This window comes from Streptomyces sp. WAC06614 (assembly GCF_003949795.1).
Classification (GTDB): Bacteria; Actinomycetota; Actinomycetes; order Streptomycetales; family Streptomycetaceae; genus Streptomyces.
In genome coordinates this window covers 1-13,798 of sequence record NZ_RPRY01000029.1, presented here as the reverse complement: position 1 = coordinate 13,798, position 13,798 = coordinate 1, and the positions used below count along the sequence as shown (strand labels likewise).

The 13,798-nt window shown below is 71.5% G+C and carries 13 protein-coding genes; 11 read left to right on the top strand and 2 right to left on the bottom strand.

The genetic code is table 11. The features are described 5' to 3' along the window. The first annotated feature begins 72 nt into the window (after positions 1-72). The 8 genes from EF918_RS06500 to glmM all read left to right on the top strand — a co-directional run bounded on the left by EF918_RS06500 (position 73) and on the right by glmM (position 8,007). Entirely contained in the window at positions 73-1,095 is a 1,023-nt protein-coding gene (locus EF918_RS06500; protein WP_010473911.1) for a DNA-directed RNA polymerase subunit alpha, read from the top strand. Positions 1,096-1,200: 105 nt separating this feature from the next. Continuing rightward, positions 1,201-1,695, top strand: a complete 495-nt coding sequence (gene rplQ, locus EF918_RS06495) for a 50S ribosomal protein L17 (protein ID WP_125642184.1) — start codon at positions 1,201-1,203, stop codon at positions 1,693-1,695. Between the two features lie 93 nt (positions 1,696-1,788). Continuing rightward, the gene (truA, locus tag EF918_RS06490; RefSeq protein ID WP_125642180.1) at positions 1,789-2,640 is read left to right on the top strand and encodes a tRNA pseudouridine(38-40) synthase TruA; all 852 of its coding nucleotides are present in this window, start codon (positions 1,789-1,791) and stop codon (positions 2,638-2,640) included. 59 nt (positions 2,641-2,699) lie between these two features. Then, the gene (locus EF918_RS06485; RefSeq protein ID WP_125642177.1) at positions 2,700-4,328 is read left to right on the top strand and encodes an ABC-F family ATP-binding cassette domain-containing protein; all 1,629 of its coding nucleotides are present in this window, start codon (positions 2,700-2,702) and stop codon (positions 4,326-4,328) included. Between the two features lie 25 nt (positions 4,329-4,353). After that, positions 4,354-5,187: a hypothetical protein gene (locus tag EF918_RS06480; protein WP_185921612.1), complete on the top strand. Its 834-nt coding sequence runs from the start codon at positions 4,354-4,356 to the stop codon at positions 5,185-5,187. 313 nt (positions 5,188-5,500) lie between these two features. Beyond that, positions 5,501-5,944: a 50S ribosomal protein L13 gene (rplM, locus tag EF918_RS06475; protein ID WP_125642174.1), complete on the top strand. Its 444-nt coding sequence runs from the start codon at positions 5,501-5,503 to the stop codon at positions 5,942-5,944. A 42-nt stretch (positions 5,945-5,986) separates the two neighbouring features. Further along, a complete protein-coding gene (rpsI, locus tag EF918_RS06470; RefSeq protein ID WP_125642171.1) occupies positions 5,987-6,499 on the top strand; it encodes a 30S ribosomal protein S9 in 513 nt (170 codons plus the stop codon). A gap of 149 nt (positions 6,500-6,648) precedes the next feature. After that, positions 6,649-8,007, top strand: a complete 1,359-nt coding sequence (gene glmM, locus EF918_RS06465) for a phosphoglucosamine mutase (RefSeq protein WP_125642168.1) — start codon at positions 6,649-6,651, stop codon at positions 8,005-8,007. A 64-nt stretch (positions 8,008-8,071) separates the two neighbouring features. On the opposite strand, the gene EF918_RS06460 is transcribed toward glmM, so the two are convergent. Beyond that, positions 8,072-9,028 (bottom strand): DUF389 domain-containing protein, encoded by a 957-nt coding sequence (locus EF918_RS06460; protein ID WP_125642165.1) that lies wholly within the window; start codon positions 9,026-9,028, stop codon positions 8,072-8,074. Between the two features lie 53 nt (positions 9,029-9,081). Beyond that, the gene (gene coaA, locus EF918_RS06455; protein ID WP_185921611.1) at positions 9,082-10,077 is read right to left on the bottom strand and encodes a type I pantothenate kinase; all 996 of its coding nucleotides are present in this window, start codon (positions 10,075-10,077) and stop codon (positions 9,082-9,084) included. A 183-nt stretch (positions 10,078-10,260) separates the two neighbouring features. Between coaA and EF918_RS06450 the strand changes: the two genes are divergently transcribed. The 3 genes from EF918_RS06450 to EF918_RS06440 all read left to right on the top strand — a co-directional run bounded on the left by EF918_RS06450 (position 10,261) and on the right by EF918_RS06440 (position 13,392). Next, positions 10,261-11,025, top strand: coding sequence for a hypothetical protein (locus EF918_RS06450; protein WP_125642162.1), 765 nt, complete (start codon positions 10,261-10,263; stop codon positions 11,023-11,025). 110 nt (positions 11,026-11,135) lie between these two features. Further along, entirely contained in the window at positions 11,136-12,983 is a 1,848-nt protein-coding gene (glmS, locus tag EF918_RS06445; RefSeq protein WP_125642156.1) for a glutamine--fructose-6-phosphate transaminase (isomerizing), read from the top strand. 40 nt (positions 12,984-13,023) lie between these two features. Further along, positions 13,024-13,392 (top strand): holo-ACP synthase, encoded by a 369-nt coding sequence (locus EF918_RS06440; RefSeq protein WP_125642153.1) that lies wholly within the window; start codon positions 13,024-13,026, stop codon positions 13,390-13,392. The last annotated feature ends 406 nt before the right edge of the window (positions 13,393-13,798 follow it).

Below are 13,798 nucleotides of genomic sequence, written 5' to 3'. Positions count from 1 at the left end.
GCAGTACCGCTGTACCCCGTACAGCACTGTCGGGCGTCAAATAGTGGGCGTCCACGACTGAAGGAAAAAGACATGCTTATCGCTCAGCGTCCTTCGCTGACCGAAGAGGTCGTCGACGAGTACCGCTCGCGGTTCGTGATCGAGCCGCTGGAGCCGGGCTTCGGCTACACCCTCGGTAACTCCCTGCGCCGTACGCTCCTCTCCTCGATCCCGGGTGCCGCTGTCACCAGCATCCGCATCGACGGTGTCCTGCACGAGTTCACCACCGTGCCGGGCGTCAAGGAGGACGTCACCGACCTCATCCTCAACATCAAGCAGCTGGTCGTCTCCTCGGAGCACGACGAGCCGGTCGTGATGTACCTGCGCAAGCAGGGCCCGGGCCTGGTCACCGCCGCCGACATCGCGCCGCCGGCCGGTGTCGAGGTGCACAACCCGGACCTCGTCCTCGCCACCCTGAACGGCAAGGGCAAGCTGGAGATGGAGCTGACCGTCGAGCGCGGTCGCGGCTACGTCTCCGCCGTCCAGAACAAGCAGCTGGGCCAGGAGATCGGCCGCATCCCGGTCGACTCCATCTACAGCCCGGTCCTCAAGGTCACCTACAAGGTCGAGGCGACCCGAGTCGAGCAGCGCACCGACTTCGACAAGCTGATCGTCGACGTCGAGACCAAGCAGGCCATGCGCCCGCGCGACGCCATGGCGTCCGCCGGCAAGACCCTGGTCGAGCTGTTCGGTCTGGCCCGCGAGCTCAACATCGACGCCGAGGGCATCGACATGGGCCCGTCCCCGACGGACGCCGCCCTGGCCGCCGACCTGGCGCTGCCGATCGAGGAGCTGGAGCTCACCGTTCGGTCGTACAACTGCCTCAAGCGCGAGGGCATCCACTCCGTGGGTGAGCTCGTCGCCCGCTCCGAGGCCGACCTGCTCGACATCCGCAACTTCGGTGCGAAGTCGATCGACGAGGTCAAGGCGAAGCTGGCCGGCATGGGCCTGGCCCTGAAGGACAGCCCGCCCGGGTTCGACCCGACCGCCGCCGCCGACGCCTTCGGCGCGGACGACGACGCCGACGCCGGCTTCGTCGAGACCGAGCAGTACTAAGAGAATTGCGGGGGGTCCACGCCCCCCGCGCCCCCCTCTCGCGACCGCTTGAGGGAACTGACACCGGTACCTGACACGGCCGGTGCAGCACAGAGGAGAATCACCATGCCGCGTCCCACCAAGGGCGCCCGCCTCGGCGGCTCCGCCGCGCACGAGAAGCTGCTGCTCGCGAACCTCGCGAAGTCGCTCTTCGAGCACGGCCGCATCACCACGACCGAGGCCAAGGCCCGCCGCCTGCGTCCGGTCGCCGAGCGCCTGATCACCAAGGCGAAGAAGGGCGACATCCACAACCGTCGCCTGGTGCTGCAGACGATCACGGACAAGGGCGTCGTCCACACGCTCTTCACCGAGATCGCCCCGCGCTACTCCGAGCGCCCGGGTGGTTACACCCGCATCACCAAGATCGGCAACCGTCGTGGCGACAACGCCCCGATGGCTGTGATCGAGCTGGTCGAGGGCGAGATCGCCAAGAAGGCGACCGTCGCCGAGGCCGAGGCCGCCACCAAGCGCGCCGTCAAGGAGGCCGACGAGGCCAAGGCCGCCGAGGCCACCGAGACCGAGGCCGCCGAGGCCCCGGCCGAGGAGACCAAGGAGGCCTGATCCGGTTCCCGGATCGCCTTCAGCCGTCAGGCTTGGAACGGGTCCGTCCCTTCGGGGGCGGGCCCGTTCCGCACGTTTGAGAGGATGTGGCACGTGAGTGACGAGGTGGAGCCCGGTTTCGTCCGGGTGCGGCTGGACCTGTCGTACGACGGCAAGGACTTCTCCGGCTGGGCGAAGCAGACCGCGCGGCGGACCGTCCAGGGCGAGCTGGAATCGGCCCTGCAGACCGTGATGCGGCTGCCCCACCCGGTCGAGCTGACCGTGGCCGGGCGGACCGACGCGGGCGTGCACGCGCGCGGCCAGGTGGCCCATCTCGACCTGCCGGAGGCCGTCTGGGCGGAGCACCGGGAGGTGCTGCTGCGCCGCCTCGCCGGGCGGCTGCCGCAGGACGTGCGGGTGTGGCGGGTGGCCGAGGCCCCGGCCCACTTCAACGCGCGGTTCTCGGCGATCTGGCGCCGCTACGCCTACCGCGTGGGCGACCACAAGGGCGGGGTGGACCCGCTGCGCCGCGGGCACGTGCTGTGGCACGACTGGCCGCTGGACGTGGACGCCATGAACGAGGCCTCGCAGGCGCTGCTCGGCGAGCACGACTTCGCGGCGTACTGCAAGAAGCGCGAGGGCGCCACGACCATCCGGACGCTCCAGCGGCTGAGCTGGGAGCGGGACGCGGACGGCATCGTCACGGCGACGGTCCGGGCGGACGCGTTCTGCCACAACATGGTGCGTTCCCTGGTCGGCGCGCTGCTGCACGTCGGTGACGGGCACCGTCCGGTGGACTGGCCGGGCAAGGTGCTCGCGGCGGGCGTACGGGACTCCGCGGTGCACGTCGTACGGCCGCACGGGCTGACCCTGGAAGAGGTCGGCTACCCGGCGGACGAGCTGCTGGCCGAGCGCAACCGGCTGGCCCGCAACGTCCGGACCCTGCCGGGCGCCGGCTGCTGCTGATCCCGGGGGACCGGAAAACCGTTTTGGCCCTCGCGGGTCCGGCCGGGACAATCCCCGGCATGGGACATCTCGAAGCCGGCCATCTGGAGTACTACCTGCCTGACGGGCGGGTGCTGCTGCCCGATGTGTCCTTCCGGGTCGGCGAGGGCTCCGTGGTCGCCCTGGTGGGCGCGAACGGCGCCGGCAAGACCACCCTGCTGAAGCTGCTCTCCGGTGAGCTCCAGCCGCACGGCGGCAGTGTCACGGTCAGCGGCGGGCTCGGGGTGATGTCGCAGTTCGTGGGCTCGGTCCGGGACGAGACGACCGTCCGTGACCTGCTGGTCTCCGTGGCCCAGCCGCGGATCCGGCAGGCCGCCCGGGCCGTCGACCGCGCCGAGCACCTGATCATGACGGTGGACGACGAGGCCGCGCAGATGGCCTACGCGCAGGCGCTGAGCGACTGGGCCGACGTCCAGGGCTACGAGGCCGAAACGCTGTGGGACGTGTGCACCATGGCAGCGCTGGGGGTCCCGTACGAGCGGGCCCAGTTCCGTGAGGTGCGCACGCTCTCGGGCGGTGAGCAGAAGCGGCTGGTGCTGGAGGCGCTCCTGCGCGGTCCGGACGAGTGCCTGCTGCTGGACGAGCCGGACAACTATCTCGACGTGCCGGGCAAGCGGTGGCTGGAGGACCAGCTCAAGGCGACCCGCAAGACGGTGCTGTTCGTCAGCCACGACCGGGAGCTGCTGTCCCGGGCCGCGCAGAAGATCGTCAGCCTGGAGCCGAGTCCGGCGGGCACCGACGTGTGGGTGCACGGCGGGGGCTTCTCGACGTACCACGAGGCGCGCAAGGAGCGTTTCGCGCGGTTCGAGGAGCTCAAGCGCCGGTGGGACGAGGAGCACGCCCGACTGAAGGCGCTGGTGCACCGGCTGCGGCAGCAGGCGGCGATCAGCCCCGACATGGCCTCGCGGTACCGGGCGATGCAGACGCGGTTCCAGAAGTTCGAGGAGGCCGGTCCGCCGCCGGAGCCGCCGCGGGAGCAGGAGATCCGGATGCGGCTGCGCGGCGGCCGCACCGGCGTGCGGGCGGTGACGGCCGAGCGGCTGGAGCTGACGGGCCTGATGAAGCCGTTCGACCTGGAGGTCTTCTACGGCGAGCGGGTCGCGGTGCTCGGCTCGAACGGTTCGGGCAAGTCGCACTTCCTGCGGCTGCTGGCGGGGGACACCGAGAACCCGGTGGCCCACACGGGGGCGTGGAAGCTGGGGGCCCGGGTGGTGCCCGGTCACTTCGCGCAGACGCATGCGCACCCGGAGCTGTTCGGGCGGTCGCTGGTGGACATCCTGTGGACCGAGCACGCCAAGGACCGGGGCGGGGCGATGAGCGTGCTGCGCCGCTACGAGCTGGAGCGGCAGGGCGACCAGCCGTTCGACAAGCTGTCGGGCGGGCAGCAGGCGCGGTTCCAGATCCTGCTGCTGGAGCTGGCGGGCACCACGGCGTTGCTGCTGGACGAGCCGACGGACAACCTGGACCTGGAGTCGGCGGAGGCGCTGCAGGAGGGGCTGGAGGCGTACGAGGGCACGGTGCTGTGCGTGACGCACGACCGCTGGTTCGCCCGGTCCTTCGACCGCTTCCTGGTCTTCGGGTCGGACGGGGTGGTCCGGGAGACGGCCGAACCGGTCTGGGACGAGCGCAGGGTCGAACGCGTGCGCTGAGGTCCGGCCGCTAGCATCTGGCCCCATGAGACGGGTCAGGCGGGGTTCCTGGGACCGGGTGCTCGGCCGGCTGCTCGCTCCGGCGCCGCGTTCCTGGTGGGTCGTGGCGCTGCTGGCGGTGCTCACCGTGGCGGTGTCGACGAGCCTGCGGGAGAACGGCGGCTCGGACAACGCGTTCGTGGTCAAGGCCGCGGACGCGTTGCTGGACGGGGTCTCGCCGTACGAGGACAAGCGGTTCCTGTACCTGCCGAGCGCGGTGCTGCTGGCGGTGCCGGAGGCGCTGCTGCCCACGCCGGTGCTGCGCTGGGTGCTGCCGCTGGTGATGTCGGCGCTGCTCGCGGCGGGCTGGTGGGCGGCCCTGCGGCTGTTCGGGATGCCGGTGCGGTCGCGGTTCGCGGTGGGCGGCTGGGGGGTGCTGGCCGCGCTGTACAGCCCGTACCTGAACCTGGTGCTGATCGGGAACTGGACCTCGGTGTCGGCGGCGGCCCTGCCGGTGGCCCTGCTGCTGGCCCATCGGGGCCGGTGGACGGTGGCGGCGGCCGGTGACGGCCGAGGTGGACCAGGGGCAGCAGCGGCTGGTGGAGACGGCCTGCATGGTGATGCTCGCCGCATTCCTGGTGTCCCGTCCTTCGTTCGACCACTACCTCCTGGTGGTGCTGCCGCTGCTGCTGGCCTCGGTGGTGCGGGAGGGTTCGGCGGCCCGGTCGCCCTGGTTCTGGGCGGGGCTGGCGCCGCAGGTGGCGGGGATCCCGGGGCCGTCGCTGCTGGACCGGCACTGGCGGGCGTTCGAGGACTTCTGGGCCCTGTGCGGGCTGGCGGGGGCGCTGGCCCGGCGGTGCCTGGCGGCGCCGGGGGTTAACCTGGAAGACGAACGAACGGCAGGTGCCGCACACGACGAGGAGCGGGCCCCGGCGGCCTGATCCACTCCGTCGTTTTGACCCGTCCGGGGCAGCGCGGGTATTCTGCTGGTTCGTTATGCGTATTGGCTTGTTCATTCTCACGTGAAAGGGCCCTTACGCCGGTCCACCGGGCCGATGACCAGCGGTGCTCACGGGTTGCGTCCCCGGAGGGCACCAGGGCTGTCGTGATCGTCCGTGGTGACCTTTGTCAGGACCCGTCCCCCGGGCCAGCCCAGGGGAACCCACCACTGAAGAAGCGAAGGCATACGACCCGTGCGTACGTTCAGCCCCAAGCCCGGCGACATCTCGCGCCAGTGGCTCGTCATTGACGCCCAGGACGTTGTCCTCGGCCGTCTGGCGACCCAGGCCGCTGCCCTCCTGCGGGGTAAGCACAAGCCGACCTACGCCCCCCACATGGACATGGGCGACTTCGTCATCGTCATCAACGCCGACAAGGTTCACCTGTCCGGCAACAAGCGTGAGCAGAAGATGGCGTACCGCCACTCCGGCTACCCGGGCGGTCTGCGCAGCGTCCGCTACGACGACCTGCTCGCGAACAACCCGGAGAAGGCCGTCGAGAAGGCCGTCAAGGGCATGCTCCCGAAGAACTCCCTGGGCCGTCAGATGCTCTCGAAGCTGAAGGTCTACTCGGGCGACCAGCACCCGCACGCTGCCCAGCAGCCGGTGCCGTTCGAGATCACCCAGGTCGCGCAGTAATCCCGGCCACCCCCTAAGACGAAAAGAATTCTGAGGAGAATCGTGGCCGAGACCACCGTCGAGACCTTCGAGGGCGACGAGAACTACGACGCCGTCACCACCTTCGAGTCGGACGCTCCGGAGGGTGACTACACCTCCGAGTCCCTGGCGTCCCGCTTCGGCGACCCGCAGCCGGCCGCCGGCCTGGGCCGTCGCAAGAACGCCATCGCCCGCGTCCGGATCGTCCCGGGCACCGGCAAGTGGAAGATCAACGGTCGCACCCTTGAGGACTACTTCCCCAACAAGGTGCACCAGCAGGAAGTCAACGAGCCCTTCAAGGTGCTCGAGCTCGACAACCGCTACGACGTCATCGCCCGCATCGCGGGTGGCGGCGTCTCCGGCCAGGCCGGCGCCCTGCGCCTCGGTGTGGCCCGCGCCCTCAACGAGGCGGACGTGGACAACAACCGCGGCCCGCTGAAGAAGGCCGGCTTCCTCTCCCGCGACGACCGTGCGGTCGAGCGCAAGAAGGCCGGTCTCAAGAAGGCCCGCAAGGCTCCGCAGTACAGCAAGCGCTAATCTCCGCCTGCTGCTCTGCACGAATCCGCCCCGGCGGCACACTCTGTGCTGTCCGGGGCGGTTCGTTTACCGCTGTCAGCGGCACATACCTGTCACGCGGCCAGCGGCTTCGTACAACGATGTACTCAGCGCGAACTCGGAGGACAACAGTGGGACGACTCTTCGGCACGGACGGTGTACGCGGTGTCGCCAACGCGGATCTGACGGCCGAGCTGGCGCTCGGCCTCTCCGTGGCGGCCGCCCATGTGCTCGCCGAAGCGGGCACCTTCGAGGGCCACCGGGCGACCGCCGTGGTCGGCCGCGATCCCCGTGCCTCGGGCGAGTTCCTGGAGGCCGCGGTCGTCGCGGGTCTGGCGAGCGCGGGCGTGGACGTCCTGCGCGTCGGTGTGCTGCCCACCCCGGCGGTGGCGTACCTCACCGGTGCGCTGGGCGCCGACCTCGGTGTCATGCTCTCCGCCAGCCACAACGCGATGCCCGACAACGGGATCAAGTTCTTCGCGCGCGGTGGCCACAAGCTGGCCGACGAGCTGGAGGACCGGATCGAGTCGGTCTACGAGGAGCACCGCACCGGCGCGCCGTGGGACCGTCCGACCGGCGCCGGCGTGGGCCGGGTCACCGACTACGACGAGGGCTTCGACCGCTACGTCGCCCACCTGATCGGCGTCCTGCCGGGCCGCCTGGACGGGCTGAAGATCGTCCTGGACGAGGCGCACGGCGCGGCCGCCCGGGTCTCGCCCGAGGCGTTCGCACGGGCCGGGGCCGAGGTCGTCACCATCGGCGCCGAGCCGGACGGCCTGAACATCAACGACGGCTGCGGCTCCACCCACCTGGACCAGCTCCGGCGGGCCGTGGTCGAGCACGGCGCCGACCTGGGCATCGCCCACGACGGGGACGCCGACCGGTGCCTGGCCGTGGACGCCTCCGGCGCGGAGATCGACGGCGACCAGATCCTGTGCGTGCTGGCGCTGGCGCTGCGCGACGCCGGGCAGCTGCGCAAGAACACCGTGGTCGCCACGGTCATGTCGAACCTCGGCTTCAAGCTGGCCATGGAGCGCGAGGGCATCGAGGTCGTCCAGACCGGCGTCGGCGACCGCTACGTGCTGGAGTCGATGAAGGAGCACGGCTACGCGCTGGGCGGCGAGCAGTCCGGCCACGTGATCATCCTCGACCACGCCACGACCGGTGACGGCACACTGACCGGCCTGATGCTGGCGGCCCGGGTCGCGGCCACCGGCCGCTCGCTGGCCGAGCTGGCGGGTGTCATGGAGCGGCTGCCGCAGGTCCTGATCAACGTGCCGGACGTGGACAAGAGCCGGGTCGGCACCTCCGCCGAGCTGGCCGCCGCGGTCGCGGAGGCCGAGCGGGAGCTGGGCAGCACCGGGCGGGTGCTGCTGCGCCCCTCCGGCACCGAGCCGCTCGTACGGGTGATGGTCGAGGCCTCCGACATCGAGCAGGCCCGCGCGGTCGCCGGCCGGCTCGCGGACGTGGTGAAGTCCGCCCTGGGCTAGTCCGCCCTGGGCCGCTCGGTCCTGGGCCGGTCGGCCCCGGTCGTGTCGCGGCCCCTGTCCCGGTTCAGCCCCGGGGGAGGGGCCGCTGCCGCTTCCACCGGCCGCGCTGGGTGCGCCACAACGCCTTCCAGGCGTAGAGCGTGAGCACCCCGGCGATCATGATCCCGGCCAGGTTCAGCAGGAGCTGCTCGGCCGAGCCCCACATCTGGCCGAGCTGCCCGTAGGCCAGGGCGACGGCGGCGTTGGCGGCGGCCGGGACGGTGGTCACCGAGATGGCCACGCCCACCAGGGCGCCGGACCGGGCCGAGGTCAGCGAGAGCATCCCGGCGGTGCCGGCGAGCACGGCCACCACGAACGAGAACGGGTCCGGCTGCCAGATGAAGGCGGTGTTGGGCCGCGGGTCGTCCAGCATGCCCACGTGGAACAGCCCGAGGGCGTTCATCACCAGGCTGAAGGCGGTGGTCGCCACGATGGCCGCCGCGAAGCCGATCAGCAGGGCCGCGAGCGACCGCGCGGCCAGCCGGGGCCGGCGCTGGACCAGGCCGGTGCACACCCCGGCCAGCGGCCCGAACTCGGGGCCGACCGCCATCGCGCCCACGATGAGGATCGCGTTGTCCAGGACCACGCCGCAGGCCGCGATCATCGTGGCGAGGATCATGAACGCGGCGTAGGTGATGGTGAGGGTGGACTCCTCGTGGGTGGACTCCGCGAGCTGCTCCCAGATCACCGCGTCCGCCGGCTCGCCGGGCGCCTCCTCCTCGGCCGCGTCGGCGCGCTTCGACAGCGACAGGTCGATGTGCTCGACGGCGATCGAGCCGTCCCGGTCGATGCCCAGCAGCCGCAGCTCGTGCAGCAGCTCGTCGCCGGCCTCCCGGGCCACGTCGCACAGGACGAGGTCGCCCTGCGGCTCCCGGGCGGCGCCGGGCAGGACCACCAGATGGGTGGTCCCGACGGTCGACGCGATGACCTCGGTCACCGCCTCCGTCCGGTCGGGCGGGGTGATCAGCCTCAGATGCAGCATCCTCCGAGCTTACGGAGGCCCGGGGCCGAGGGCGGCCCGGCACCGACGGCGGCTCAGAGCTTGCGCAGGCTGAGGCGTTGCACCTTGTGGTCGGGGCCCTTGCGGATGATCAGGTTGGCGCGCCCGCGGGTGGGGGCGACGTTCTCCAGCAGGTTGGGCCGGTTGATGGTCCGCCAGGTGGTCCGGGCGTACTCCATGGCCTCCTCCTCGGAGACCTGGGTGTACTTGCGGAAGTAGGAGAAAGGATTCTGGAACGCGGTCTCGCGCAGCTTGCGGAACCGGTTGAGGTACCAGCGCTCGATGTCCTCGGGCCGGGCGTCGACGTACACGGAGAAGTCGAAGAAGTCCGCGAGCCCGACCCGGGTACGGCCGTCCTTACCGGGCAGGGCCGGCTGGAGCACGTTCAGCCCCTCCACGATCAGGATGTCCGGCCGGCGCACGACGAGCCGCTCGCCGGGGACGATGTCGTAGATCAGGTGGGAGTAGACCGGGGCGCTGACCTCCTCCTTGCCCGCCTTGATGTCGGCGACGAACCGGGTGAGGGCACGCCGGTCGTAGGACTCGGGGAAGCCCTTGCGGGAGACCAGCCCGCGCTCCTGGAGCTCCTTCATCGGGTACAGGAAGCCGTCGGTGGTGACCAGCTCCACCCGCGGGTGCTCGGGCCAGCGGGCCAGCAGCGCCTGGAGCAGGCGGGCCACGGTGGACTTGCCGACGGCCACGGAGCCGGCGACGCCTATGACGAAGGGGGTGCCGGTCTGGGCGCCGTGGCCGTTGCCGGCGTCGCCGAGGAAGGTGTTCAGGGCGCCGCGCAGGTTGCTGGTGGCCCCGACGTAGAGGTTCAGCAGCCGGGACAGCGGCAGGTAGACGTCGCGCACCTCGTCGAGGTCGATGACGTCGCCGAGGCCGCGCAGCCGCTCGACCTCCGCCGCGGTCAGCGGCAGCGGGGTCCGGTCGCGCAGCGCGCTCCACTCGGCGCGGGTGAGGTCGACGTACGGCGAGCCCTCGGGGCGGGGGCGGGCCGTTGTGCTTCGTGGCGGCGAAGTGATCACACCGTCATTGTCGGCGGTCCGGGCGGCTTGTGGGTCGTGGGGTCGGTCACGTGGGCGACGGCTCGGTGACACGGCGGTCTCGTGTCGGTCACGATGGGTACATGGCGTGAAGATCCCTGATCTTTCGGCGGTACCGCCCGGTAGATTTTGCCGGGCCATTGCCGTTCCTGGGGGGATTCCACCGTGCGTCACACCGTCGTCCGTCGCTCCGCCGTCACCGTTTCCGCCGTCTCGCTGGCCCTGCTGGCCACCGCGTGCGGCTCGGACAAGCCGGCCGACAAGAAGGACGAGCCCAAGTCCGCCGCCACCTCCGCCGCGCCGGCGGCCAAGGGGAAGACCGATGCCGAGGTCACCGCCCTCGTCGTCACCCAGGCCGACCTGCCCGACCAGGTGGTCTCCGCGGAGGGCGCCGCCAAGGCCGCCGGCCAGTCGGCCCAGGCCACCGTCGACAAGGCCGACTGCAAGCCGCTGATGCAGGCCCAGTCCGGCCTGAAGGTGGGCGCCCCGACCGGTTCCGGCCGTACGGTGACCAAGGCCAAGCCGAAGGAGCTGCCCGCCAACGCCTCGGCCGAGGACAAGCTGAAGGCCGGCCTGGAGGCCCTCGCCGGCAACCAGACCATGGTCGCCCTCGGCTCGTACGACGCCAAGGGCGCGGAGGAGGCCTTCGCCTCGCTCAAGACGGCCGCGGCGGCCTGCGCCGGCGGTTACACCGTCGACGACGGCGGCGACAAGGTGAAGTTCCTCGACGTCAAGCAGGGCGCCCCGGTGGCCGCCGGTGACGAGGCCGCGGCCTTCACCCTGACCATGGACCTGGACGGCGGCGACAAGTCCACCACCCACTTCGTCGTCGTGCGCAAGGGCAACGCGCTGGCCACGTTCTACTCCTTCGGTGCGACGGCCACGCAGCCCAAGAGCGTGATCGACGCCCAGGTCAAGAAGCTCGGCTGAGCCTGCCGGCAGACGCGCCGTCAACCCCGGTCCGGTGACGTCCACCGGGCGGGGTTTTCGTCTGGTTCGGGTACGGGGCACAGCCCCGGGTTCGGCGTACGCTGCCGCCTATGTGCGGAATTGTGGGTTACGTGGGAGCGCAGTCTGCGCTCGATGTGGTCGTCGCCGGACTGAAGAGGCTGGAGTACCGCGGGTACGACTCGGCCGGGGTCGCGGTCCTCGCCGACGGCGGACTGGCCGCCACGAAGAAGGCCGGGAAACTGGTCAACCTGGAAAAGGCCCTGGTCGGCCGCCCGCTGCCGACCGGATCCACCGGTATCGGCCACACCCGGTGGGCCACCCACGGCGGGCCGACCGACGTCAACGCCCACCCGCACCTGGACAACGCGGGACGCGTCGCCGTCGTCCACAACGGCATCATCGAGAACTTCGCCGCTCTGCGCGAGGAACTGACGGACCGTGGGCACCTGCTCCAGTCCGAGACCGACACCGAGGTCGTCGCCCACCTCGTCGCCGAGTGCTTCTCCTCCACCGGGGACCTCGCCGAGGCGATGCGGCAGGTCTGCCGGCGCCTGGAGGGCGCGTTCACGCTCGTGGCCGTGCACGCCGACGAGCCGGAGGTGGTGGTCGGCGCCCGGCGCAACTCCCCGCTCGTGGTCGGCGTCGGCGAGGGCGAGAACTTCCTGGCCTCGGACGTGGCGGCGTTCATCGAGCACACCCGCTCCGCCATCGAGCTCGGCCAGGACCAGGTCGTCGAGCTGCGCCGGGACGCGGTCACCGTGACGGACTTCGACGGCGCCCCGGCCGACGTACGGGCGTACCACGTGGACTGGGACGCCTCGGCCGCCGAGAAGGGCGGCTACGACTACTTCATGCTCAAGGAGATCGCCGAGCAGCCGAAGGCGGTCGCCGACACGCTGCTCGGGCGGATCGACGCCAGCGGCACGCTCAGCCTGGACGAGGTGCGCATCCCCGCGTCGGTGCTGCGCGAGGTCGACAAGGTCGTGGTGGTGGCGTGCGGGACGGCCTACCACGCGGGGCTGATCGCCAAGCTGGCGATCGAGCACTGGACGCGGATCCCGTGCGAGACGGAACTGGCCAGCGAGTTCCGCTACCGCGACCCGATCCTGGACCAGCGCACACTGGTGGTGGCCATCTCGCAGTCCGGCGAGACGATGGACACGCTGATGGCGCTGCGGCACGCGCGCGAGCAGGGGGCCAAGGTGCTGGCCATCTGCAACACCAACGGCTCCACGATCCCGCGGGAGTCGGACGCGGTGCTGTACACGCACGCGGGCCCGGAGGTGGCGGTCGCCTCGACGAAGGCGTTCCTGACCCAGCTCGTGGCGTGCTACCTGGTGGCGTTGTACCTGGGGCAGGTGCGGGGCACCAAGTGGGGCGACGAGATCCGGGCGGTCATCCGCGAACTGTCCGCGATCGAGGGCGCGGTGGAGCGGGTCCTGGAGACGATGGAGCCGGTACGGGCGCTGGCGCGGTCGCTGGCGGAGAAGAACACGGTGCTGTTCCTGGGGCGGCACGTGGGGTATCCGGTCGCCCTGGAGGGCGCGCTCAAGCTGAAGGAACTGGCGTACATGCACGCCGAGGGCTTCGCGGCCGGGGAGCTCAAGCACGGGCCGATCGCGCTGATCGAGCAGGACGTGCCGGTGGTGGTGGTCGTACCGTCGCCGCGGGGGCGGTCGATCCTGCACGACAAGATCGTCTCGAACATCCAGGAGATCCGGGCGCGGGGGGCGCGGACGATCGTGATCGCGGAGGAGGGCGACGAGGCGGTGGTCCCGTACGCCGACCACCTGGTGCGGATCCCGGCGACCCCGACCCTGCTCCAGCCGCTGGTGGCGACGGTGCCGCTGCAGGTGTTCGCGTGCGAGCTGGCGACGGCGCGGGGCAACGAGGTGGACCAGCCGCGTAATCTCGCGAAGTCCGTGACGGTGGAATAGGAACAGGGCTGGTCGGAGCCCGGGTTGTGGGGTAGGTGCTGTGATCGTCGGCGTAGGCATCGACGTGGCGGAGATCGACCGGTTCGCGGCGGCGATGGAGCGCACGCCCCATCTCGCGGACCGGCTGTTCCTCCCGACCGAGCTCCTCCTGCCGAGCGGCGAACGCCGCGGCATCGCCTCCTTGGCCGCCCGCTTCGCGGCCAAGGAGGCCTTGGCCAAGGCCCTGGGCGCCCCGGGGAACCTGCTGTGGACGGACGCCGAGGTCTACGTCGAGGACAGCGGCCGCCCCAGGCTCCGCGTGACGGGCACGGTGGCCGCACGCGCGGCCGAACTGGGCGTGGCCTCCTGGCACATCTCCCTGAGCCACGACGCGGGCGTCGCCTCGGCCGTGGTCATCGCCGAGGGCTGACCGGCCCTCGCGAGCTCCCACGGCTGGCGGCGCCCGCCGGGCCGCGGCCACCGCGGCGTCGGCGTCGGCCGCGGTCGCCCGCCCCCATCGCTCGGGGCTTCCCGCGCGGCTGGGTCTTCCGTGGCCTGCGCTGCGCGGGGTGGCGTGGGCGTGGGCCGCGACCGCTTGGGCCCCCCGCCGCTCGGGGCTTCCCGCGCGGCTGGGTCTTCCGTGGCCTGCGCTGCGCGGGGTGGCGTGGGTGTGGGCCGCGTCTGCTTGGGCCCCCCCGCCGCTCGGGGCTTCCCGCGCGGCTGGGTCTTCCGTGGCCTGCGCTGCGCGGGGTGGCGTCGGCGTGGGCCGCGACCGCCTGGGCCCCCGCCGCCCCAGGGCTCCCGCCCGCCTGGGTCTTCCGTGGCCTGCGCTGCGC

Excerpts from the sequence above, each read along its gene's own strand:
- EF918_RS06500 (WP_010473911.1), top strand. The coding sequence starts at position 73 with ATGCTTATCGCTCAGCGTCCTTCGCTGACCGAAGAGGTCGTCGACGAG.
- EF918_RS06460 (WP_125642165.1), bottom strand. The coding sequence starts at position 9,028 with ATGCTGCATCTGAGGCTGATCACCCCGCCCGACCGGACGGAGGCGGTG.
- EF918_RS06485 (WP_125642177.1), top strand. The coding sequence starts at position 2,700 with ATGGGACATCTCGAAGCCGGCCATCTGGAGTACTACCTGCCTGACGGG.
- rplQ (WP_125642184.1), top strand. The coding sequence starts at position 1,201 with ATGCCGCGTCCCACCAAGGGCGCCCGCCTCGGCGGCTCCGCCGCGCAC.
- EF918_RS06480 (WP_185921612.1), top strand. The coding sequence starts at position 4,354 with ATGAGACGGGTCAGGCGGGGTTCCTGGGACCGGGTGCTCGGCCGGCTG.
- glmS (WP_125642156.1), top strand. The coding sequence starts at position 11,136 with ATGTGCGGAATTGTGGGTTACGTGGGAGCGCAGTCTGCGCTCGATGTG.